Annotated in this window: 17 protein-coding genes; 4 read left to right on the top strand and 13 right to left on the bottom strand. The window is 64.8% G+C overall.

Features of this window, described 5'->3' with window-relative positions; translation table 11 throughout:
* Positions 1 to 189: 189 nt before the first annotated feature.
* Both tex and AC3WMU_RS22260 read left to right on the top strand, forming a co-directional pair.
* The gene (gene tex, locus AC3WMU_RS22265; protein ID WP_006223932.1) at positions 190 to 2,565 is read left to right on the top strand and encodes an RNA-binding transcriptional accessory protein Tex; all 2,376 of its coding nucleotides are present in this window, start codon (positions 190 to 192) and stop codon (positions 2,563 to 2,565) included.
* A 288-nt stretch (positions 2,566 to 2,853) separates the two neighbouring features.
* Positions 2,854 to 3,360 carry a hypothetical protein gene (locus AC3WMU_RS22260; protein ID WP_088590137.1) on the top strand — a complete coding sequence of 169 codons (507 nt, stop codon included), beginning with the start codon at positions 2,854 to 2,856 and terminating at the stop codon, positions 3,358 to 3,360.
* Positions 3,361 to 3,432: 72 nt separating this feature from the next.
* Here AC3WMU_RS22260 and AC3WMU_RS22255 read toward each other — a convergent pair whose 3' ends face one another.
* From AC3WMU_RS22255 to AC3WMU_RS22195, 13 genes are all read right to left on the bottom strand, one after another.
* Positions 3,433 to 4,785, bottom strand: coding sequence for a tryptophan--tRNA ligase (locus tag AC3WMU_RS22255; RefSeq protein WP_492282988.1), 1,353 nt, complete (start codon positions 4,783 to 4,785; stop codon positions 3,433 to 3,435).
* Between the two features lie 97 nt (positions 4,786 to 4,882).
* The gene (locus tag AC3WMU_RS22250) at positions 4,883 to 5,206 is read right to left on the bottom strand and encodes a DUF3325 domain-containing protein (protein WP_006223929.1); all 324 of its coding nucleotides are present in this window, start codon (positions 5,204 to 5,206) and stop codon (positions 4,883 to 4,885) included.
* Positions 5,203 to 6,894, bottom strand: a complete 1,692-nt coding sequence (locus AC3WMU_RS22245; RefSeq protein WP_492282987.1) for a PepSY-associated TM helix domain-containing protein — start codon at positions 6,892 to 6,894, stop codon at positions 5,203 to 5,205. The genes AC3WMU_RS22250 and AC3WMU_RS22245 overlap by 4 nt, the downstream gene beginning before the upstream one ends.
* Positions 6,891 to 7,172: a DUF3649 domain-containing protein gene (locus tag AC3WMU_RS22240; protein ID WP_006223927.1), complete on the bottom strand. Its 282-nt coding sequence runs from the start codon at positions 7,170 to 7,172 to the stop codon at positions 6,891 to 6,893. Before AC3WMU_RS22240 ends, AC3WMU_RS22245 begins: the two co-directional genes overlap by 4 nt.
* Positions 7,173 to 7,195: 23 nt before the next feature.
* Positions 7,196 to 7,828 carry a DUF4198 domain-containing protein gene (locus tag AC3WMU_RS22235; protein ID WP_035212797.1) on the bottom strand — a complete coding sequence of 211 codons (633 nt, stop codon included), beginning with the start codon at positions 7,826 to 7,828 and terminating at the stop codon, positions 7,196 to 7,198.
* Between the two features lie 190 nt (positions 7,829 to 8,018).
* A complete protein-coding gene (locus AC3WMU_RS22230) occupies positions 8,019 to 10,481 on the bottom strand; it encodes a TonB-dependent siderophore receptor (RefSeq protein WP_492283048.1) in 2,463 nt (820 codons plus the stop codon).
* A 138-nt stretch (positions 10,482 to 10,619) separates the two neighbouring features.
* Positions 10,620 to 11,579: a FecR domain-containing protein gene (locus AC3WMU_RS22225; protein WP_492282986.1), complete on the bottom strand. Its 960-nt coding sequence runs from the start codon at positions 11,577 to 11,579 to the stop codon at positions 10,620 to 10,622.
* Positions 11,572 to 12,105, bottom strand: coding sequence for a sigma-70 family RNA polymerase sigma factor (locus tag AC3WMU_RS22220; RefSeq protein ID WP_492282985.1), 534 nt, complete (start codon positions 12,103 to 12,105; stop codon positions 11,572 to 11,574). Before AC3WMU_RS22220 ends, AC3WMU_RS22225 begins: the two co-directional genes overlap by 8 nt.
* A 111-nt stretch (positions 12,106 to 12,216) precedes the next feature.
* On the bottom strand, positions 12,217 to 13,308 hold the full coding sequence (gene zapE / locus AC3WMU_RS22215) for a cell division protein ZapE (RefSeq protein ID WP_315846454.1): 1,092 nt from the start codon (positions 13,306 to 13,308) through the stop codon (positions 12,217 to 12,219).
* Positions 13,309 to 13,459: 151 nt separating this feature from the next.
* The gene (gene lpdA, locus AC3WMU_RS22210; protein ID WP_006223921.1) at positions 13,460 to 14,887 is read right to left on the bottom strand and encodes a dihydrolipoyl dehydrogenase; all 1,428 of its coding nucleotides are present in this window, start codon (positions 14,885 to 14,887) and stop codon (positions 13,460 to 13,462) included.
* Between the two features lie 132 nt (positions 14,888 to 15,019).
* Positions 15,020 to 16,252, bottom strand: coding sequence for a 2-oxoglutarate dehydrogenase complex dihydrolipoyllysine-residue succinyltransferase (gene odhB / locus AC3WMU_RS22205; RefSeq protein ID WP_006223920.1), 1,233 nt, complete (start codon positions 16,250 to 16,252; stop codon positions 15,020 to 15,022).
* Between the two features lie 102 nt (positions 16,253 to 16,354).
* On the bottom strand, positions 16,355 to 19,222 hold the full coding sequence (locus tag AC3WMU_RS22200) for a 2-oxoglutarate dehydrogenase E1 component (protein ID WP_006223919.1): 2,868 nt from the start codon (positions 19,220 to 19,222) through the stop codon (positions 16,355 to 16,357).
* Positions 19,223 to 19,549: 327 nt separating this feature from the next.
* Entirely contained in the window at positions 19,550 to 20,020 is a 471-nt protein-coding gene (locus AC3WMU_RS22195) for an Lrp/AsnC family transcriptional regulator (RefSeq protein ID WP_280025486.1), read from the bottom strand.
* Between the two features lie 192 nt (positions 20,021 to 20,212).
* Here AC3WMU_RS22195 and AC3WMU_RS22190 point away from each other — a divergent pair, with 192 nt between their 5' ends.
* Together AC3WMU_RS22190 and puuE are read left to right on the top strand one after the other, a co-directional pair.
* A complete protein-coding gene (locus AC3WMU_RS22190; RefSeq protein ID WP_006223917.1) occupies positions 20,213 to 21,229 on the top strand; it encodes a 1-aminocyclopropane-1-carboxylate deaminase in 1,017 nt (338 codons plus the stop codon).
* Between the two features lie 210 nt (positions 21,230 to 21,439).
* On the top strand, positions 21,440 to 22,384 hold the full coding sequence (gene puuE, locus AC3WMU_RS22185) for an allantoinase PuuE (RefSeq protein ID WP_035212840.1): 945 nt from the start codon (positions 21,440 to 21,442) through the stop codon (positions 22,382 to 22,384).
* Positions 22,385 to 22,388: the final 4 nt, after the last annotated feature.

Below are 22,388 nucleotides of genomic sequence, written 5' to 3'. Positions count from 1 at the left end.
GTCTATGGTGAACCGGTACCGGTTACGGTTCGGGCGCCAGACACTGATGTGGGAAAGGACCAAATGATACCCGTTGCCGGGCCCGCCTTCGGTTCGCGCAGGGACGGATCGGTCCACTCTGGCACGTTCTGTAACAGTGGCTTATGGCACAATCCGCCCCTTGTTTTTCCTTTTTGTCGTCGTATAGAGATGTCTGAAACTTCCGCTATCACGAACGTCGCCGCCGGCGTCGACAACGCCCGCATCGTCGCGCAGCTCGCTACCGAGCTCGGCGCGCGCGCCTCCCAGATCGCTTCGGCGGTGGAACTGCTGGATGACGGCGCCACCGTGCCCTTCATCTCGCGCTATCGCAAGGAAGCCACCGGCGGCCTGGACGATACCGTGCTGCGCAACCTGGAAGTTCGCCTGGGTTATCTGCGCGAACTCGAAGAACGCCGCGGCTCCATCCTTGAATCCATCTCGCAGCAGGGCAAGCTCACGCCCGAGCTGCAGCAGGAAATCGCAACGGCCGATACCAAGCAGCGCCTGGAAGACTTGTACGCGCCGTACAAGCCCAAGCGCCGCACCCGCGCCCAGATCGCCCGCGAAGCAGGCCTGGAGCCGCTGGCGGATGCCATCCTGGCCGATCCGGCCTGCGATCCCGCCGCGCTGGCCGCGCAGTACCTGAACCCCGAGGCGTCCATCAACGACGCCAAGGCCGCGCTGGACGGCGCGCGCGACATCCTGGCCGAACGCTACGCTGAAAACGCGGACCTGCTGGCCGACATGCGCGAGCACCTGTGGTCCACCGGCCTGATCTATTCCAAGATGGTCGACGGCAAGGAAACCGAAGGCGCGAACTTCCGCGACTGGTTCGATTTCAACGAGCCGCTGCGCACGCTGCCTTCCCATCGCATCCTGGCCCTGCTGCGCGGACGCCAGCAAGGCGTGCTGGAACTGCGCCTGGGGCTGGAAGCTGAACTGGAAGCGCAATTGCCGCACCCGTGCGTGGCGCGCATCGCCAGCTTCCTGAAGCTGGGCAACGGCCTGTTCGCACTGGACGCCACGCCGCGCGCCCGCTGGTTGGGCGAAGTGTGCCGTTGGACCTGGCGCGTCAAGCTGCTGACGGCGTTTGAAAGCGAGCTGATCGGCCGCCTGCGCGAAAGCGGCGAAGCCGAGGCCATCCGTGTGTTCGCCGCCAACCTGAAGGACCTGCTGCTGGCAGCGCCTGCCGGCCCCAAGGCCGTGCTGGGCCTGGACCCGGGCATCCGCACGGGCTGCAAGATCGCCGTGATCGACCAGACCGGCAAGGTCGTCGACACCACCACCGTCTACCCGTTCGAACCGCGCCGCGACCGCGAGGGCACGATCAACACGCTGGCCGCGCTGGTTGCGCGCCACAAGGTGGACCTGATCGCCATCGGCAACGGCACCGCTTCGCGCGAAAGCGAAAAGCTGGTGGGCGACATGATGGAACGCTTCCCCGACCTGAAAGTCACCCGCGTGGTGGTCTCCGAGGCCGGTGCATCCGTGTATTCCGCCTCGGAAACCGCGGCGTTGGAATTCCCCGATCTGGACGTGACCCTGCGCGGCGCCGTATCCATCGCGCGCCGCCTGCAGGATCCGTTGGCCGAACTGGTCAAGATCGATCCCAAGGCGATCGGCGTGGGCCAGTACCAGCACGACGTCAACCAGCGTGAGCTGGCGCGTTCGCTGGACGCCGTGGTCGAGGATTGCGTGAACGCCGTCGGCGTGGACGTGAATACGGCTTCGGCCGCCCTGCTGGCCCGCGTGTCGGGCCTGAACTCGCTGCTGGCCAAGAACATCGTAGCCTGGCGCGACGAGAACGGCGCATTCCCCACCCGCGACCTCCTGCGCAAGGTGCCGCGCTTTGGCGACAAGGCGTTCGAGCAGGCTGCGGGCTTCCTGCGCATTCCCAATGGCGACAATCCGCTGGACGCCTCGTCGGTCCACCCCGAAGCCTATCCGGTCGTCGAGCGCATCGTGGCCAAGATCAAGGCCGAGGTGAAGCAGATCATCGGTCAGCGCGACGCCTTGAAGGGCGTGTCGCCGTCGGACTTCACCGACGAGCGCTTCGGCCTGCCGACCGTGCGCGACATCTTCGCCGAACTGGAAAAGCCCGGCCGCGATCCGCGCCCGGAATTCAAGACCGCGCAGTTCAAGGAAGGCGTTGAAACGCTGAACGACCTGTACCCGGGCATGGTGCTGGAAGGCGTCGTGACCAACGTGGCCAACTTCGGCGCGTTTGTCGACATCGGCGTGCACCAGGATGGCCTGGTCCATATCTCGGCTCTGGCCGAGAAGTTCGTGAAGGATCCGCGCGACGTGGTGCGCGTGGGCCAGACGGTCAGCGTGAAGGTGCTGGAAGTGGACGCGGCGCGCAAGCGCGTAGCCCTGACCATGCGCCTGAACGACACTGCGGCGCCCGCGCGTCGCAGTGGCGATGCGCCCAAGGGGGGCGACCGCCCCCGTCGCCCCCAGGGTGACGGCGGACGCGGCAACGCGGGCGGCGGCGCCGCAACGAACAGCGCCATGGCGGACGCGTTCGCCAAGCTCAAGCGCTGATCCTCCCGGATCGCCCCAAAAAAAGCCCGGCGCTCACTGCGCCGGGCTTTTTTCTTGGGCTTAGGACTTTCCCTTAAACGGGTCGTTTCCTTGCGCTCCCTCAATCCTCAAACCAGAAAAATAAGGGAAAATATCGAATTGTGTCCAAATAATAAAAGCCGCTGGCGTAGGGGAACTCGGCAGACACAGATTCCATGATCAGGCGAAACGCGGCGCGAACCGTCTATCAGGCACGCAGCACAACAATAACAGCGCCCCACCCCGAGAGCCCCCGGAGAGCCATCCGTCATGCGCAATACCATTACGCTTGCCGCCAATGAAGCGGCAACCATTACCGAAAAAGAAGCCGGCCACAGCGGCGCTTACAACGAAGTCACGCTAGGCCAATACGCGCATCTGATCGTCGACGGCGCGGAAGTGACCTTTAAGCACATCACGCTGGAACGTCTGGGCACCCGCATCATCGAACTGCGCAACGGCGCGCAACTGCACGTGGGCGCGCTTGGATTCGCCAGCATGGGCGCCAGCATCGTCTATCGCATCGGCACGGGCTGCGCGCTGGTCTTCGACGCCAGCCAGTGGGATCCTGAAGTGGTCGCCAACACCACCTTCGACTTCGCCAGCCAAGGCAGCGGCACGCTGAAGTACTTTCCGTTCATCAACCCGGAATGGCTGGACTGCCCGAACGTCACGGGCTATTCGGAAGGCGACATGCTGGAAATCGCCGGTCAGGGCAGCGCGCAGCGCTTCCAGGTGCGCGACGGCCGCATCGTGGCAAGCGCCCGGCTGGCCTGACGCACGCCGGTTACCGCCCCCCCACGACAACGTCATGATCGCCGACGGCGCAACGCGCCGCCGGCTTGCCCATTATTCCTGCGACAGCGACGCCAAGGCGTCGCGCGCGCGCGCCAATTGCGAGTCGGACTCGGCCTGCCCGCCTGCCGGCGCCGTGGCGACCGCCACCCCGTCGACGATCGCCGCGTAACCCTCGGCGCTGGCCTGCAGCACGCTATCCGCGGGTTCCGATTGCAGGCGGCGCATCAAGGCCCCGGCCTCCTTCGGATCGGCAAAGCGCTGCGACAGCAGCAACTCTTCGCCGTCCACCCCCAGCAGACGGAAACGGAAACCGCCGTCTTCGTCGCGGAAGCTGACGAAGCGCGCGCCCTTGCCCTTTTCCTTCTTGCCCTGCGCCTTGCCGGCTGCGGCGCCCGCGTTCAGGTTGCGCAAGCCAACGGCTTCGCGCAGTTCCTGCATCATGGGCACGGCCAGCTTGCGGGCACGGGCGGCTCCCGCTTGCAGGATGTCTTCAATGCGGCCCGGGTTGGCGATCAGGTCGAAATACTTCTCGCGCATCGGCGCCAGCAGCGCTTCCAAGTGTTCGTACAGGGCTTGCTTGGCGTCGCCCCAGCCCATCCCCTCTTCCAGCTGCTTGCGGAACGCCGCCGATTCAGCCTGCGTCGCAAACGCGCGATACAGCGTGTACAGGTGTGAGCTTTCGGCGTCCTTGGCTTCGCCCGGCGCCCGCGAATCGGTCACGATGCGCATCACGGATGCGCGCAGCGCGCTGGCGCCGCCTTCGAACAGCGGGATCGTGTTGTTGTAGCTCTTGGACATCTTGCGGCCGTCCAGGCCCGGCAAGGTCGCCACGTCTTCCTCGATCGTCACTTCAGGCAGCGCGAAGTAGTCGCGGCCATACAGGTGATTGAAGCGCTGGGCGATATCGCGCGCCATTTCCAGATGCTGGATCTGGTCGCGGCCCACCGGCACCTTGTTCGCGTTGAACATCAGGATGTCGGCCGCCATCAGGACCGGGTACGAGAACAGCCCCATCGTGACGCCGTCGTCGGGCTCCACACCCTTGGCCACGTTCTGGTCCACCGACGCCTTGTAGGCGTGCGCGCGGTTCATCAGGCCCTTGGCCGTGACGCAGGTCAGCAACCAGCTGAGTTCGGGGATCTCGGGGATATCGGACTGGCGGTAGAACGTCACGCGTTCGTGGTCCAGCCCCACGGCCAGCCAGGTTGCCGCGATTTCCAGGCGGGAACGGGCGACGCGGGCCGGATCGTCGCACTTGATCAGCGCGTGGTAATCCGCCAGGAAGAAGAATGCGTCCACGCCGGGCTGCGTACTGGCCTGGACCGCGGGACGGATCGCGCCCGCGTAGTTGCCGAGGTGGGGGGTTCCAGTGGTGGTAATGCCGGTAAGGACGCGGGTATTCATAGAGGCGAAGAGGCGTTTGCTAGGGGAAACAAGCAGTGTAACGTGCCGGCGCACGCCGCCGCCGGGGCTTCCGCCCCGCCCACGCGAATTCGCCGGGCTACAGGACGGCCAGCAGCGGCGCCGCCAGCGCGCAGAGCCCGCCCGCGGTCAGCGCAGCGCGCGGACGGAACGTCAGGAACCAGATCAGCAGCAGGCCTGCGATGCTGAGGATGCCGATCCATTCGACCGTGCCGTAGCTCCATCCCCAGACCGCAGCCGAGGCGCACAAGGACAGCGCCAGCGCGATCCAGCCGAATGCCCGTAACGGTACCCGGTGGCGCCGCGGCATGGCGCGGTCGAACAGGTCTTCGTAATGGCGGTCCATGCCCAGGCACAGGGCGGAAAACCCTGCGTACGCCAGGCAGAAAGCGGCAAGCGTCATGGCGTGTCACCTCGCGGTTCATAGACGACGGGGTTCGAGGCGCGCGGCGCCTCAGGGTCAGCGACCTGGGGGGAAACCGTCTTGGCCGGCGACTGGCTGGCGCGGGGCGTGGCCGCCGCCTTCGCAGAAACCTTCGCCGGCGCCTTGCGGACCCGCGCGGCCTTCATCGCCATCCAGCCGAACAGCAACGCGCTGGCCAGGCAGGTCAGGTCGAACCCGGCCATGACCCAATCACCTTGCGGCAGGGACACGCCCAGATGGCGCGACGTGGTGAACGCATTGACGACCGGCACCAAGGCCAGCGACGCGGCGGCCACCGCCAGCAGATCCTGCCATTTGCGGCGCTGGAACAGGAACGCGTAGACGAGCGACACCGCCCAGGCGCAGAAGAAGGCCCGCACTTCCCAATCCTGACGACCAGGCAGGTCGGCCGGCAGCAAGCGATTGGCCAGGAAAAAGGCCCCCACGCCGAACACGACGCCCGCGATGGTACCGGCGTTCAGGCCGTCCACCAGGCGCAAGGAGAAGGCTTCGCGGGCGTCGCCGGGCCGCGTCTTCTGGCGGCGCTTGGCAATCCACAGGACAAGACCCGTGCCCACCATGCCGGTGCCCGCCAGGCTCACGAGGAAATAGAACCAGCGCAGCAGGGGTTCGGCGAAGAGCCCCAGATGCAGGCCCGTGATGACGCCGGCGGTCTTCACCGTGGCGCTCAGTTCGTCCTCGCCTTCCTGGAATTCGCCCGTCACGCCGTTAAAGCGCATATAGGGCGCCAGCCGGCCGTACGACACGCCATCGGCGGCATCCCGCGTCAGCGTGACGGTCGCCCCGGCATCGCCCGGGTTGTTGACAGTGACGCGGCCGACGCGGCCTTGCCAATGCTGCTGGGCCTGTTCCACCAGCGGCGCGATCGCGATCAGGGTCCCCGGCTGGTTCAGCGGCGGCGTGACCTTGAAGGATTTGAAGACGTCGTCCGAATACTGGCGGGGGTTTTCGTACACGGCATGGATACCCGCGGGTATCAACATGAACATGAACAGCACCAGCCCGCTGAATGTGATCATCAGGTGGAACGGCAGCCCCAGCACCGACAACACGTTGTGCCCGTCCATCCAGGCGCGCTGACCGCCCTTCTTGGGACGGAAGGTAAAGAAATCCGTGAATATCTTCTTGTGCGTGATGATGCCGCTGATGATCGCCACCAGCATGAACATGCCGGCAATACTCGCCAGCCAGCGCCCCCACGGGAATGCGGTTTCCAGTTCGAAGTGGAAGCGGTAGAAGAATTCGCCGCCGCGCGTCTCGCGGCCCGTCACGGCCTGCCCCGTCGCGGGGTCCAGCTTCACGCGCACGAACCCGCGTTCGCCCGGCTTGGGCTTGGGCAACTGATACAGCATCAGGATCAGCGGCTCGCGGTTCGACGGCGGCGTGATGAACCAGCGTTTGGCATCGGGCGCATGTTCGCTCAGGTAGCGCTGCCCCATCTCCACGGCCTGCACGGCAGGCACCGGCCTGACGTCGATCTCGGGCTGCATCCAACGCGTGATCTCGGGGCGGAAGAACGCCAGCGACCCCGTCAGGAACATCGCGAACAGCACCCAGCCGAAGATCAGGCCGGCCCAGGTGTGCAGCCACGACATGGACTGGCGCAGGCCTTCTTCACCCTGCGCGCGGGCTTTGCCTGCCTTCATGCCGCCCCCATCATGCGCCCCGCCAGGAACAGGCCGCCCAGCACGGCGGCCGGCAGCAAGATCCCCATCCAGGCGCGCCAGGCGTTGCGCGTGGCAAATACCCAGATCACGCCACAGGCGTAGAACACGAAGGACAACATCTGCGCCGCGGTGACGGCGTCCGCCCGCCCCATGGGCAGCCAGACGGCCAGGCACGCCGCAGCCGCCGAGGCAAGGACATAGCCGCCCAGGATGGCCGCAGCCATCCTGGAAAAAACGGCCATTCGGTAGCGCATCATGCCTGCGCCGGCTGCGGGAGCTTTCACTTGGACACGTTGAAGGTCAGGGTGGATACGTAGCGGATCTTGGCGTAGGACTTGCCATCGGCCTCGCCCGCCTTCTCTTCGACGTGCGCGGCTTCCAGCACATACTGGCCGGGCCACGGCGTCGTGATTTCAATGCGGCCGTTCTCGTCGCTGTGGAAACGCTTTTCCCACTTGGGCGGACCGAACACGGTAACTTCGGTCTTGGCGAGCGGCTTGCCCTGGAATTGCAGGACGAACGTGTTGGCGTCCGCAGCCGTCGGCACCAGTTCCAGGTCCAGCTTGCCTTGCGTGTCCGCACGGCCCGCCTTGGCGTTGTACTTGACCAGTGTTTCCTTGAACTGGATGGGTGCCGCCAGGCGGACGTCGCCCTTGCCCGTCGCGCCGAACTCCACGAAATCGGCGCCTTCGGCCGACGCTTTCAGCGCCTTGCCATCCGCGCCCGTCACAACCGGCGCCACCAGGACCTTGCCCAGCAGGCCATCGCGCTTTTCGCGCAGATCGTCGGCCCATTCACCAAAGTACGCCTTGGCCGGACCCTCGGCGCTGCGTTCCAGCCAAACAAAGTGCGCCTGCGCGGCGCCCGCGCTGCCCAACAGGGCAATCGCGGCCAAAGTCCTAGCGAATTTCATTTTGGTTTTTTCCTTTAGTCCGAAGACTGGTCCGATGACCCAAGCAGGCAAGCCCCGCGGCCTATGCCTGTCAGGTGGGTCTGAATTATAACCATTCTCACTACCGAAGACGCCAAATAATTGGGGATCGATGCCTTGGGCCTCGACCGCAAGGGAAAACGGCCCTTGCAGACCGCTTCCCCTGCCCCGCTTACCAGCGATACCGCAAGCTGGCCTTGATGGAACGTTGATAGCCGTACCAGCACCAGGAGTCCCCCGAGCACGAGGCGATGTATTCCTTGTCGAACAGGTTCTGCACGTTCAGCGCCACCTGCATGCCCTTCAACGTCGGCGAGACGCGACCCAGGTCGTAGTCCAGCATCAAGTCGAACAACGTGACGGACGGCACCTTCATGGTGTTGGTGTCGTTCACGTAAGAAGACCCGATGTAGCGCACGCCGCCGCCCACGCCCATGCCTGCAAGCGGACCGTCCTGCAACTGGTAGCGCGCCCATGCGGACGCCTGTTGCGACGGCACGCCCACCGGCGTCTTGCCCTTCAGGTTCAATCCGGTCAGGCTGGGGTTGGCCTTGGAGTATTCGTTGTCCATCAACGAATACGCCGCCACCAGCGTCAGGCCGCGCAGCGGCTCGGTTTTGGCCTCCAGCTCGATCCCTTGCGTGCGCAGTTCGCCCGCCTGGATCGAGCATCGGCCGCCCGCCGTGCCGCAGATGTGCGTCGGATCCGGATCGGTCGTCGTCATGTTCTCGCGGCGGATATCGAACGCCGCAAACGACAGCATCGTGGCGCTGCCCGGCGGCTGGTACTTGATGCCCACCTCGTACTGGTTGCCTTCGATCGGCTTGAAGGGCACGTTCTGCCAGCCCGTTCCCGATTGCGGCTCGAACGACTCCGAATAGCTGAAGTACGGCGCCACGCCATTGTCGAAGTTGTAGATCACGCCCAGACGGCCCGTGAACGCCTCGGCGTTCAGCGCGGACGGCGCGACCCGGCCGGTCGCGATGGTGGTGGTCTCGCCCACCGTGCGCGACCAGTCATAGCGTCCGCCCAGCAGCACGGAGAGGCGGTCGATCTTGATCTGGTCCTGGAAATACAGGCCCGTCTGATACTGGCGGGACGTCGCGTCGGTCGAGAAGGCCGGCACCGGAATGTTCTGGTGGTTATCCGGGTTCAGCACGTACAGCGGCGGCGCGCTGCCGAAGCCGGACAGCGTATCGGTCTTGACGTGCTGGTAATCGAAGCCCAGCAGCACCGTGTGGCCGAAGGCGCCGGTGTTGAAGCGCGCCTGCAGGTTGTTGTCGATGGTCAACGCGCCCACATCCACGTCGGTCGCGATCGAAGCGCGTTGCTGATAGAGGTAGTCCGGGTCCAGATAGCCGAAGTTCGGATTGGACGCACCGTAGATGCTGCGGTACTTCGCCTCGGAACGCGTCCAGCGCAGGCTTTGCGTCGCCTTGAACGTGTCGTTGAAGCGGTGGTCCAGCACGTAGCCCAGCGAGTAGCTCTTGCGGTCGCTCTTTTCGAAATTGGCATCGCCGTCGTAATAGTCCGACGGCAGGCGGATGCCGTCGGGCGCGGACAGCAGCGTGCGCATCGACGACACGCTGCCGTACGAGCCCATGTCGGGATCGCGCTGGAAATTCGTCAGCACGGTCAACGAGGTATCGCCGTTGGGCTTCCACGTGAAGGCCGGTGCCACGAAGTAGCGGCGTTCCTTGGTGTCCTTCACCTGGCCGTCGGACATGTAGCCGGAGCCGACCAGGCGATAGAGGTATTTCCCTTCTTCGTCCACCGGGCCGCCGAAATCGAAATTGGCGCGGCGGTAGTCATAGTTGCCGACCTGCACTTCCACTTCGCGCAGCGTCTCCTCCAGCGGGCGCTTGCTGACCTGGTTCACCACGCCGCCCGGGCCGCCCTGGCCATACATGACCGATGCCGGCCCCTTCAGCACGTCCACGCGCTCCAGGCGATAGGCGTCCACTTGCGGCAAGGCGTCGCGTCCGCCGAATACCCGCAGGCCGTCCAGGTAGGTCGAGGCCGAGAAGCCGCGCACGGTGAACTGGTCCAGGCGCGTGGCGGTCGCGCCGCGCGATTCGGTCGCCACGCCCGCCGTGTAGCGCAGCACCTGGTTCAAGGTCTGCGCGCCCTGCTCCGTGATCTGATCGCGCGTCACGACGGACACCGACTGCGGGGTCTCGATCAGCGGCGTGTCCGTCTTCGTCGCGCTGACGCTGGCGCGGGCAACGTAGCCCACCGTGGGCGCCAGCGCGCTGTCCGATATGCCGGACACCGTCACCGGCGCCAGCACGTGCGTGTCGCCCGACGACGACACGGGCGCCGGCACCAGCGTCCAGGTGTTGCCCGATTGCGCGCGCGCCTGCAGGCCGCTGCCCGACAGGAGGCGGGCAAAACCCGCGCCCACCGAATACGCGCCGTTCAGCCCGTCCGAGCGCTGGCCGCGCACCAGCGCGGGGTCGAACGACAGGATGACGCCGGCGCTGCGCGCGAACTGCGTGAGCGCATCGGCCAACTGACCGGCGGGAATTTGATACGTGCGCGACGCACTGGCGGCGGCAGCCGGTGCGGATTGCGCCCAGGCGGCGGGCATGCCGGCGGCAAGCGCGCCCGCGCAAGTGGCGGCCAACACGGCCATGCGGCCGGTGGTCAGCGTGGCGCGCAGGCGCGCATGAGATGAAGCAGACAAAAAACTCTCCCTGTACGGTGGTCTATCTCTGCCTTTCCGTATGGGGATCAAAAACCTGCAATGCGTCGGGCAAAAAAGTTGTAACGGTCAGATCTGACGCGGCCCGACTTGCAGCCAGTATTGCGTGTGCCGCGTCACGGTGATAGGCAGCGCAGGCTCCAACGCCTTTAACGCGCGTTCGGCGTCGTCCAGCGGGAAGACGCCGGACAACCTCAGGTCCGCCACGGCCGGATCCACGCGGATCAGGCCCACGCGCTGGCGCGCCAGGTACTCGGCGAAGTCATCCAGGCGCCAGTCCTTGGCCACCACCAGGCCGTCCACCCAGGCCAGACGATCCGGGTCGGACGCGTGGCGGCCGATCTGGCCGCCGTCCGCAAAGGCCAGGCGTTCGCCGGCGGACGCATGCGTCCATACGCCATCGCGCAGCAAGGCGACGCTGCCTTCGTATACGCCCAGGCGCGAACCTTCGTCGGTGCGACGCAGGTCGAACCGGGCCTGTTCCGCGTGGAGTTCGCCGTAGCCGGTGTCTACGCGCAACGCGCCGATACCCGGGCGCGCTACGGTGTGCACCAGCATCTCGCCGCGAAGCAGGTCGATGCCGCGCGCCTGTGCGGTCAGATGCAGGCGCACCGCGCTGTCACTGTTCAGGGTGATGTTCAAGCCCTCGGCCAACGCCACGGTGCGGCGCTCTCCCACGCTTGTGCTCAGGTCGGCCGCCAGACGCTGCCAGGGCGTGTGCCGGTAACCGGCCCAACCCGTGGCCGCCAGCCCGGTGAACGCCAGCAGGCCGCGCAACGCGGTGCGGCGTCCGGGCGACCGAGGCGCATTCAAGGCGGCATGGGCCAACGCCGGCGGCACCCGGCGCGCATCGCGGCCGATGGCCTGCAATCGGTCCCAGGCCTGCCGGTGCGCGGCGTCCGCTTCCAGCCAGGCCTGACAGGATTCCCGGTCGTGCGCGTCGGCCAGGCCGGATTGCAGCTTGGCCCACCAGGCGATGGCCTGGCGCACGACCGGGTCCGGCGGCATGCCGCGCGCGGCGTCACTCATAGAACGCCACGTAGCACGCGGACATCGCGCGCACCATGTACTGTTGAACGGAACTCAAGGACACGCCCAGGCGCTGGGCGATTTCGGGATAGGTCAGGCCATCCAGCTGCGACAGCAGAAAGGCCGATCGCGCCTTGGGCGGCAGGCCATCCAGCAACCGGTCCAGCTGCATCAACGATTGCAGTTGCTCGGCCTGCACCTCGGGCGACGGCGCATAGGCTTCCGGCACCGTGGCCAGATACGCCAGGTAGGCGTACTCCAGCGCGGCATGGCGCTGGTGGTCCACCACAAGCCCCTTGGCGATCGTGGTCAGCAAGGCGCGCGCTTCGTTCACGCGCACCGCCTTGCGCCCCTGGATCACCCGTACGAAAACATCCTGCGCCAGATCCTCGGCGCGGTGCTCGCATCCCAGCTTGCGGCGCAGCCACCCGAACAGCCAGGAGCGGTGGTCGCGATACAAGCCATCGACGGGCGCGATGGCGGAGTCGGCGCACGGGATCGATGCGGGGAGATAGGGGGAGGACACGATTGAGACGGCGGTGCGGGACCAGAAGTCTCAAAATCTTAATTGATAATGACTTGCGTTACCAATTCTATGTCCGTCCGGCCCCTGCAACAGGGGCTAGATGCGGCATAACTACAACGTCACGGTCAGCCGGCGTTCCGATTCCAGGTATTCGCGCGACTGCATTTCAAGGATGCGCGACACCGTGCGGTGGAACTCGTTAGCCAGCGCGCCTTCCGTGTAGATGGCTTCGGGCTCGCATTCGGCCGACATGATGAGCTTGACCCGGTGGTCATAGAACACGTCGATCAGCCACGTGAAGCGGCGCGCCTCGGACGCCTGGCGCGGCCCCATCTTCGGCACGCCGGACAGGATCACGGCGTGGAACCGGTTCGCCAGTTCCAGGTAATCGTTCTGCGAACGGGGGCCGCCACAGAGGGTCGCGAAATCGAACCACACGACCGAACCCGCCAGCGCCAGCGCGCGGATCTCGCGGTGCTCGATGTGCAGTAGCGGTTCCTGCGGCGGGGTATCCGCCAGGCTGTCGAACGCCTTCTGCAACGCGGCTTGCGCATGTTCGTCCAGCGGCGTGTGATAGCACTGCACCTGTTCCAGCGAGCGGCGGCGGTAGTCAATGCCGGCATCCACGTTCATCACGTCCATGCGCGACTGGATCAACGCGATGGCGGGCAACACGCGGTCGCGGTGCAGGCCATCGGTATACAGCGTGGACGGCTCGTAGTTGGACGTCATCACGAACGACGTGCCGTACTCGAACAGCTTGAGCAACAGGCGGTGCAGGATCATCGCGTCGGCCACATCCGACACGTGGAACTCGTCGAAGCAGATCAGGCGGTAGCGCTTGGCAACCCGCTTGGCCACTTCATCCAGCGGATCCTGCATGCCTTTGACTTCTTCCAGCTCGCGGTGGACGCCGCGCATGAACTCGTGGAAGTGCAGCCGCGTCTTGCGCACGACCGGCACGGTGGCATAGAACGCGTCCATCAGGAAGCTCTTGCCCCGCCCCACTCCGCCCCACAGGTACACGCCGCGCGGCACGTCAGGCCGGTTCAGCAGCTTCTTCAGCGCGTTCGAGCGCATCGACTTGAACTTGAGCCATTCGTCGTAGTAGCGCTGCAAGCGGTCGATCGCCAGCTTCTGGGCGGCATCGGGCTCGTAGCCTCGCTCGGCCAATGCCTGTTCGTAGTATTCGCGGACGTTCATGTGGATCGGATAACCTTGACTGGGCCCCCACGGTACGCATGCCTGGCATGCTTGCTGCCCCAAAGGGGCGCTCTTCTCTTGGGTCGGCCCGGCGATAAAAAAAGGGCGGGTCCTGGAACCCGCCCCCTGTCTTGCTCAGCTCAAGCGTCGCTTAGAAGTTCAGCGCGCGCTTGTCCACGGCCAGAGCGGCTTCCTTCACGGCTTCCGACAAGGTCGGGTGCGCGTGGCAGATGCGGGCGATGTCTTCGGCGGCGCCGCGGAATTCCATGATGGTCACGGCTTCCGAGATCAGTTCCGAGGCCATCGGGCCCACGATGTGCACGCCCAGGACTTCGTCGGTCTTGGCGTCGGCGATGACCTTGGCAAAGCCGGTCGTGTCGCCCAGCGCGCGGGCGCGGCCGTTGGCCAGGAACGGGAAGCTGCCGGCCTTGTACTCGCGGCCTTCGGCCTTGAGTTGCTGTTCGGTCTTGCCCACCCAGGCGATTTCCGGCGACGTGTAGATGACCCACGGCACGGTGTCGAAGTTGACGTGGCCATGTTGGCCGGAGATGCGCTCGGCAACCGCCACGCCTTCTTCTTCGGCCTTGTGCGCCAGCATCGGGCCGCGCACAACGTCACCCACTGCCCACACGTTCGGCAGGTTGGTCTTGCAGTCGGCGTCCACGGCCACGAAGCCGCGTTCATCCAGCTTCAAGCCCACGGCGTCGGCGTTCAGGCCGCCGGTGTAGGGCACGCGGCCGATCGAGACGATCAGCTTGTCCACCACCAGCTTCTGCTCGGCGCCCTTGGCGTCGACGTAGGGCACGGTCACCGACTTGGCGGTGGCCTTGATCTCGCCGATCTTCACACCCATCTGGATGTTCAGGCCTTGCTTGGTGAAAGCCTTCAGGGCTTCCTTGGCCACCTGGCCGTCAGCGGCAGCCAGGAATTCCGGCATCGCTTCCAGGATGGTGACTTCAGAACCCAGGCGGCGCCACACGCTGCCCATTTCCAGGCCGATCACGCCAGCGCCAATCACGCCCAGCGTCTTCGGCACGGCGCCGATGTTCAATGCGCCGTCGTTGGACAGCACCACCTTTTCGTCGAACGGCAGGCCGGGCAGTTCACGCGCCGACGAGCCCGTGGCCACGACCACGTGCTTGGCAACCAGGTCTTCTTCCGTGGTGCCGGTGACCTTGATGGCCCAGCCGCCTTCCACTTGGCCGCTGAACGCGCCCTTGCCGTGGAAGAACGTGACCTTGTTCTTCTTGAACAGGTACAGGATGCCGTCGTTGTTCTGCTTGACCACCGTGTTCTTGCGGCCGATCAGCGTGTCGAGCTTCAGGCTGACGCCCTTGACTTCGATGCCGTGCTCGGCGAAGTGGTGGTTGGCTTGTTCGAAGTGCTCGGACGATTGCAGCAGCGCCTTGGACGGGATGCAACCAACGTTGGTGCAGGTGCCGCCAGGAGCCGGGCCGCCTTGGCCGTTCTGCCAGGCGTCGATGCAAGCGACCGACATGCCGAGTTGCGCTGCACGGATGGCGGCAATGTAGCCGCCAGGGCCTGCGCCGATCACGACGACGTCAAATTGTTTGGACATAGTGTTCTCGCGGGTGAGATGAGGGGTGGAACACGCCCCGCCCGACGCGGTGTTGCCGGAGGCCGGCTGAGAGCCGGCCGGGGCGCCGCAGGCCCGAAGGCCGGGTGCGGCGCCACGCGCGGAGCGTCGAGATTACAGGTCCAGCAACAGACGCTGCGGATCTTCCAGGGCGTCCTTCATGGCGACCAGGCCCAGCACGGCTTCGCGGCCGTCGATGATGCGGTGGTCGTAGGACAGCGCCAGGTAGTTCATCGGGCGGATGACGATCTGGCCGTTTTCGACAACGGCGCGATCCTTGGTGGCGTGCACGCCCAGGATGGCCGATTGCGGCGGGTTGATGATCGGGGTCGACAGCATCGAACCGAACACGCCACCGTTGGAGATCGAGAACGTGCCGCCGGTCATTTCTTCAATGCCCAGCTTGCCGTCAGCGGCGCGGCGGCCGAAGTCAGCGATGGTCTTTTCGATTTCAGCGATGGACAGCTGGTCGGCGTTGCGCAGGATCGGCACCACCAGGCCACGCGGGCTGCCGACAGCGATACCGATGTCGAAGTAGCCGTGATAGATGATGTCCTTGCCGTCGATCGACGCGTTGATCAGCGGGTACTTCTTCAGCGCGGCCACAGCGGCCTTGACGAAGAACGACATGAAACCCAGCTTGATGCCGTGTTCCTTTTCGAACTTGTCCTTGTACTTGCTGCGCAGATCGATGACCGCTTGCATGTTCACTTCGTTGAACGTGGTCAGGATCGCGTTTTCTTGCTGCGATTGCAGCAGGCGCTCGGCGATGCGGGCGCGCAGGCGGCTCATCGGCACGCGCTGTTCCGGACGGCCGTCCAGCGACAGCGTGGTCGGGGCGGGGGCAGCCGGGGCCTTAGCCGGAGCGGCCTTGGCGGCGGGAGCGCTGGCGGCCAGGGCGTCGCCCTTGGTCACGCGGCCATCACGGCCGGTGCCGGCCACGGAAGCGGCGTCAACGCCCTTCTCGGCCAGGATCTTGGAAGCGGCGGGCGATGCCACGCCAGCGGCGGCGGTCGAAGCCGGGGCAGCTGCGGCCGGAGCAGCAGCAGCTTGGGCAGCGGCCGGGGCGGCGGCAGCCGGAGCGGTCGCGGCGGCGGCGGCCTTGCCAGCGGTGTCGATGCGGGCCAGCACTTCGCCCGAGGTCACGGTGCTGCCATCGCCCTTGACGATTTCGGCCAGCACGCCCGAGGCGGGAGCCGGCACTTCCAGCACGACCTTGTCGGTTTCGACTTCGATCAGGATTTCGTCCGCTTCAACGGCAGCGCCCGGCTGCTTCTTCCAGGTCAGCAGGGTCGCTTCGGAGACGGATTCGGAAAGTTGGGGGACAACGACGTCGGTAATAGCCATTTTATTTGTTCCGTAAAGTTGTGTTCTGGTCACGCGGCGCGGCAAGGTTCGAAACGGGGTTCCAGAACGCTTGCCGCCCGCGGCGCGTGCATCAAGCCAGGGTTACTTCGTCAACATGACCTTGAACTTGGGCGCAAAGGCCGTTTCGATCAGGGCCTTCTGCTGCTCCTGGTGCTTGGCCAGGTAGCCCACGGCCGGCGATGCCGACGCGGCACGACCAGCGTAGCCCAGCTTCTGGCCTTCGACCATGTTCTCGTACACGTGATGCTGAACGTAGAACCAGGCGCCTTGGTTCTGCGGTTCGTCCTGAACCCAGATCACTTCGGTTGCCTTCGGGTACTTGCGCAGTTCCGTTTCGAACGACTTGTGTGCAAACGGGTACAGCTGTTCGACACGGACGATCGCGACGTTGTCGGCGCCACGCTCGCGGCGGGCGTTGACCAGGTCGTAGTACACCTTGCCCGAGCAAGCCAGCACGCGCTTGACCTTGCTGGCGTCGATGGTGTCGTCCACTTCGCCGATCACCGGCTGGAAGCTGCCACCGGCCAGATCGGTCAGCGGGGACCCTGCATCCTTGTTGCGCAGCAGCGACTTCGGCGTGAACAGCACCAGCGGCTTGCGGAACGGGCGGATCATCTGGCGGCGCAGAACGTGGAAGATCTGCGAGGCAGAGGTCGGCTGGACCACTTGCATGTTGTTGTCGGCGCACAGCTGCAGGAAGCGCTCGATGCGGCCCGAGGAGTGCTCGGGGCCCTGGCCTTCGTAGCCGTGCGGCAGCATCAGCGTCAGGCCCGACTGGCGGCCCCACTTGGCTTCGCCGGAGCTGATGAACTGGTCGATCACGACCTGGGCGCCGTTGACGAAGTCGCCAAACTGGCCTTCCCAGATGGTCAGCGTGTTCGGTTCAGCGCTGGAGTAGCCGTATTCAAAACCCAGCACCGCCTCTTCGGACAGCACGGAGTCGATGACGGTGAACGGCGCCTGGCCTTCCGACACGTTCTGCAGCGGAATGTACGTGCCGTCGTTCCAGCGTTCGCGGTTCTGGTCGTGCAGCACGGCGTGGCGGTGCGTGAACGTGCCGCGGCCCGAGTCCTGGCCGGTGATGCGGATGGCGTAGCCCGAGGACACCAGGGTCGCGAAGGCGAGGTGTTCGCCCATGCCCCAGTCCAGGTTCATTTCGCCCTTGGCCATCGTGCGGCGATCGTTCAGCAGCTTGGCGACCAGCGGGTGCACCGTGAAGCCTTCCGGAACCGTCGTGATGCGTTCGCCGATGCGCTTGAGTTCAGCCAGCGGCACGGCCGTGTCGGCCTGATCGGTCCACTTGGCGCCCAGGAACGGCGACCAGTCGATCGCGTACTTGCTCTTGTAGTCGGTCAGCACCGGTTCGATGGTGCGCTGGCCGTCTTCCATCAGCTGGCGGTAGTCCTTCACCAGTTGATCGGCTTCGCCTTCAGCCAGCACGCCTTGCGTGGTCAGCTTGTCGGCGTACAGCTTGCGCGTGCCGGGGTGATGGCCGATGCGCTTGTACATCAGGGGCTGCGTCAGCGACGGGGTGTCTTGCTCGTTGTGGCCCAGCTTGCGGAAGCAAACGATGTCCACCACGATGTCGTGACGGAATTGCAGACGGTAGTCCAGCGCCAGCTTGGTGACGAACACCACGGCTTCGGGATCGTCGCCGTTGACGTGGAACACCGGGGCTTCGATCATCTTGACCACGTCGGTGCAATACAGCGTCGAACGCGAGTCACGCGGGTCAGACGTCGTGAAGCCGATCTGGTTGTTGATGACGATGTGCAGCGTGCCGCCCGTGCCGTAGCCGCGGGTCTGCGCCAGGTTCAGCGTTTCCATGACCACGCCCTGGCCGGCGAAAGCCGCGTCGCCGTGCACCAGCACCGGCAGCACTTGCTTGCCTTCGGCGTCGCCGCGGCGTTCCTGGCGAGCGCGTGCGCTGCCTTCGACCACGGGGTTGACGATTTCCAGGTGGGACGGGTTGAAGGCCAACGACAGGTGGACCGGACCGCCACGGGTGGACAGGTCGCTGGAGAAGCCGTTGTGGTACTTCACGTCGCCGTCGGTCAGGCCTTCAGCGTGCTTGCCTTCGAACTCGGCGAACAGGTCGCCAGGCATCTTGCCCATGATGTTCACGAGCAGGTTCAGGCGGCCGCGGTGGGCCATGCCGACCACGATTTCCTGGACGCCGTTTTCACCGGCGTGGTTCACCACTTCGTCCATCGAGGCGATGAAGCTTTCGCCGCCTTCCAGCGAGAAGCGCTTCTGGCCGACGTACTTGGTGTGCAGGAAGCGCTCGAGCCCTTCGGACTCGGTCAGCTGCTGCAGGATGTGGCGCTTTTCTTCGACCGAGTAGGCGGGCGCGCCCAGGGTGGTTTCCAGGCGTTCCTGGATCCAGCGCTTGGCGGCGGGGTCGGAGATGTGCGTGAATTCAGCACCGATGCTGCGGCAATACGTGTCGCGCAGCGCCTTCAGGATGTCGCGCAGCGTCATCGTGCTGGCGGTCGTGAAGTAGGTGTTGGTGGCCGAGTAGGTCTGGTCCAGATCGGCTTCGGTCAGGCCGTAGAAGGCGGGATCGAGTTCCGGGATCGGGGGACGTTCCTGGCGCTTGAGCGGATCCAGGTCGGCCCAGCGCGAACCCAGCGAGCGGTAGGCGGCAATCAGCGACTGCACCGAAACCTGCTTGCTGGCGACGCTCAGGTCGGGTTCGGCCGAGCGTTGCACGAAGGCATTGGCCTTGGCGCGCTGGGCAAACGATTCGACGATGGGAGCGTGGGCCTGGTCGCGAGTGGATTCCTGGCCGTCGGTTGCGGGAGCATGCTGCAGCTGGTCGAAATACTCGCGCCAGTTATCAGGTACCGAACCTGGATTGTCGAGGTAGGCTTCGTAAAGCTCCTCAACATAAGGGGCGTTACCCCCAAAGAGATAAGACGTGGATAGAGATTCTATTTCCGAAGACATATCGCTTCACCTTTACGAGTGCTTCACTCGACACGATGCAGGAAAACCTTCCGCAGCACGGGCTTCCCGTTAAGCGGATCGCAGGGGCAGAAGGCGCGTACAAGCCTTGATAGCCGTATGGTTGAAAGTATAACCCTTTGAGTTTATGGGCGTCTTCTTGCGTTTCTGTGACGCAAAAGCCGAATCGGAATGTCTGCATGCGGCTTTGGAATGTCCGTCGAACGCCTGCAATCCAGCCGTCTACACGCCATCAAATTCCGTCAATCGAAAATGCCGCAGCGCGTCATTTTCAGGCACTCCACACCAGAGTGTTGCGCAATAGCCGCGTCATACCGGCAGCGAAGTCGTGGACAGGATCTCTTTCAACACGAAAAAGGTGCGGATCTGGCGTACGCCGGGCAGCTTGATGATCTCGCCCGCATGCAGCTTGTTGAAGCGTTCCAGATCACGTATGCGCAACATCAGGAAGTAGTCGAATTCGCCGGCTACCAGATGGCACTCCAGACAGCCGCTGATGCCCCGCGCGGCTTCCTCGAAATCGGTGAAGGACTCGGGCGTGGAACGGTCCAGCACCACGCCGACGATGACTAGCGTGGCCATGTCGACCTCTGCCGGTTCCAGCAACGCGACCGTCTTCTTGATCACGCCTTCGGCCTTGAGCTTTTCCACGCGGCGCAGGCAGGCGGCGGGACTCAGGTGCACGCGCGCGCTCAGGTCGAGGTTCGTGATCTGCGCGTCGTCCTGCAGCACGCGCAGGATGTGGCGGTCGATGCGGTCCAGGCCCGAGGCGACGGTCATTTGATATGTCCCTGAAAATTTAATTTCGTTGTTGTTTTTATATTCGAAATATTGAATTCCAAACAACCATTATTAATAACTTTAAAAACGAAAAACGGACAAATAACGCAATTGACCGCAAATCCCGGCGATTCCTATGATTTCTCCATCCGCGCCACCCGCCCGGCCCGGACCTTTTTCCCAGGAGTCCGCATGGATCTGCAACGATTTCCCCGCCACCGCCTGACCTTCGGCGACACCCCCATTGAAAAGCTCGACCGGCTGTCCGCCCACCTGGGCGGCAAGGTCGATATCTACGCCAAGCGCGAAGACTGCAACAGCGGCCTGGCCTTCGGCGGCAACAAGCTGCGCAAGCTGGAATACCTGATCCCGCAAGCGCTCGAGCAAGGCTGCGACACGCTGGTGACCATCGGCGGCATCCAGTCCAACCACACTCGCATGGTGGCCGCCGTGGCCGCCAAACTGGGACTGGCCTGCGTGCTGGTCCAGGAAAACTGGGTGGACTATTCGGACGCGGTCTATGACCGCGTCGGCAACATCATGATGAGCCGCCTGATGGGCGCCGACGTGCGACTGGTGGACCAGGGCTTCGACATCGGCTTTCGGCGCAGCTGGGAAGAAGCGCTGGAAGACGTGAGAAAGCGCGGCGGCAAGCCCTATGCCATTCCTGCGGGTGCCTCCGACCATGAACTGGGCGGCCTGGGGTACGTGGGCTTTGCCGAAGAGGTGCGGCGCCAGGAAGCCGACCTGGGGTTCAAGTTCGATTACATCGTCGTGTGCGCCGTCACCGGCAGCACCCAGGCCGGCATGGTGGTGGGCTTTGCCGCCGACGGGCGCGCCGACCGCGTCATCGGCATTGACGCTTCTGGCACGCCTGAGCAGACGCGTGCGCAGATCCTGCGCATCGCGCGCCGCACCGCGGATCTGGTTGGGCTGGAGACAGGCATCACCGACCGCGACGTGGTGCTGGACACGCGTTATGCCTACCCCGCCTACGGCCTGCCCTCCGCCGAAACCAACGACGCCATCCGCACCTGCGCGCGGCTGGAAGGCATGATGACCGACCCGGTCTACGAAGGGAAATCCATGCAGGGGATGATGGACATCATCCGCCGCGGCGAAATCCCGGCGGGATCGAAGATCCTGTATGCGCACCTGGGAGGGGTGCCGGCGATCAACGCCTACAGCTTTCTCTACCGCAACGGCTGAGGCTGGCTTCGGGGCCATGGGCTGGCCCGCAGGTGATCTGCGTTAAACGATGCCGGCGTGCGTGGAAACGTACGCCGACATTAGCGTTTTCCTCAGTGATGTACATAAATTGTATACAGAGGCTTGCTTTCCCGCTATTGTTTAGCCGAACATGACGCGACCGCCCTGCGGCGCCCGCTTGTCGAATCCGGCCCTCTGCCCGCCTCCTTCATGCATACCTACGACTCCACGCTTGCCTATCCCCGCGACCTGATCGGCTACGGCCGGAATCCGCCGCACGCCCAATGGCCCGGCCGCGCCCGTATCGCCGTGCAATTCGTGCTGAATTACGAAGAAGGCGGCGAGAACAGCGTGCTGCACGGCGACGCCGGGTCTGAACAGTTCCTGTCCGAAATGTTCAACCCCGCCAGCTACCCCGATCGCCACCTCAGCATGGAAGGCATCTATGAATACGGATCGCGCGCGGGCGTCTGGCGCATCCTGCGGGAATTCGAAAAGCGGCAGCTGCCGCTGACGGTCTTTGGCGTCGGCATGGCATTGCAACGCCACCCCGAGCTGACCGCGGCATTCGTCGAACTCGGCCACGAGATCGCATGCCACGGCTGGCGCTGGGTGCACTATCAGAACGTGGACGAAGCCACCGAGCGCGAACACATGCGCCTGGGCATGGACGCCATCACCCGCCTTACCGGCACCCGCCCCCTGGGCTGGTACACGGGGCGCGACAGCCCGCGCACCCGCCGCCTGGTGGCCGACGACGGCGGCTTCGAGTACGACAGCGACTACTACGGCGATGACCTGCCCTTCTGGATGCAAGTGCAAAAAACCGACGGCAGCGTCGTGCCGCAACTGATCGTGCCTTACACGCTGGACTGCAACGACATGCGTTTCGCCTTGCCGCAAGGCTATTCGCACGCCGATCCGTTCTTCCAATACCTGAAAGACAGCTTCGACGTGCTCTACGCCGAAGGCGAGGACTCGCCCAAGATGCTCAGCATCGGCATGCACTGCCGCCTGCTGGGGCGTCCGGGGCGCATCACCGCGCTGCAACGTTTCCTGGATCACATCGCCAGCCATGACCGCGTATGGGTGTGCCGCCGGCTGGACATCGCCCGCCACTGGAAGGCCACGCATCCCTATCTTCCGAATCGCTAAGGGT

This window comes from Achromobacter sp. FW305-C-13 (assembly GCF_058783475.1).
Note: the sequence above shows the minus strand (reverse complement) of the source record. Positions and strands in the feature narration are given on the sequence as shown.

What these genes read in the sequence shown, in the direction of transcription:
- AC3WMU_RS22200 (WP_006223919.1), bottom strand. Translation starts at nt 19,222, where the DNA reads ATGTCTTCGGAAATAGAATCTCTATCCACGTCTTATCTCTTTGGGGGT.
- AC3WMU_RS22195 (WP_280025486.1), bottom strand. Translation starts at nt 20,020, where the DNA reads ATGACCGTCGCCTCGGGCCTGGACCGCATCGACCGCCACATCCTGCGC.
- zapE (WP_315846454.1), bottom strand. Translation starts at nt 13,308, where the DNA reads ATGAACGTCCGCGAATACTACGAACAGGCATTGGCCGAGCGAGGCTAC.
- AC3WMU_RS22190 (WP_006223917.1), top strand. Translation starts at nt 20,213, where the DNA reads ATGGATCTGCAACGATTTCCCCGCCACCGCCTGACCTTCGGCGACACC.
- AC3WMU_RS22225 (WP_492282986.1), bottom strand. Translation starts at nt 11,579, where the DNA reads ATGAGTGACGCCGCGCGCGGCATGCCGCCGGACCCGGTCGTGCGCCAG.
- tex (WP_006223932.1), top strand. Translation starts at nt 190, where the DNA reads ATGTCTGAAACTTCCGCTATCACGAACGTCGCCGCCGGCGTCGACAAC.
- AC3WMU_RS22230 (WP_492283048.1), bottom strand. Translation starts at nt 10,481, where the DNA reads ATGGCCGTGTTGGCCGCCACTTGCGCGGGCGCGCTTGCCGCCGGCATG.
- odhB (WP_006223920.1), bottom strand. Translation starts at nt 16,252, where the DNA reads ATGGCTATTACCGACGTCGTTGTCCCCCAACTTTCCGAATCCGTCTCC.
- AC3WMU_RS22260 (WP_088590137.1), top strand. Translation starts at nt 2,854, where the DNA reads ATGCGCAATACCATTACGCTTGCCGCCAATGAAGCGGCAACCATTACC.
- lpdA (WP_006223921.1), bottom strand. Translation starts at nt 14,887, where the DNA reads ATGTCCAAACAATTTGACGTCGTCGTGATCGGCGCAGGCCCTGGCGGC.
- AC3WMU_RS22255 (WP_492282988.1), bottom strand. Translation starts at nt 4,785, where the DNA reads ATGAATACCCGCGTCCTTACCGGCATTACCACCACTGGAACCCCCCAC.
- AC3WMU_RS22240 (WP_006223927.1), bottom strand. Translation starts at nt 7,172, where the DNA reads ATGATGCGCTACCGAATGGCCGTTTTTTCCAGGATGGCTGCGGCCATC.
- AC3WMU_RS22245 (WP_492282987.1), bottom strand. Translation starts at nt 6,894, where the DNA reads ATGAAGGCAGGCAAAGCCCGCGCGCAGGGTGAAGAAGGCCTGCGCCAG.
- AC3WMU_RS22250 (WP_006223929.1), bottom strand. Translation starts at nt 5,206, where the DNA reads ATGACGCTTGCCGCTTTCTGCCTGGCGTACGCAGGGTTTTCCGCCCTG.
- puuE (WP_035212840.1), top strand. Translation starts at nt 21,440, where the DNA reads ATGCATACCTACGACTCCACGCTTGCCTATCCCCGCGACCTGATCGGC.
- AC3WMU_RS22235 (WP_035212797.1), bottom strand. Translation starts at nt 7,828, where the DNA reads ATGAAATTCGCTAGGACTTTGGCCGCGATTGCCCTGTTGGGCAGCGCG.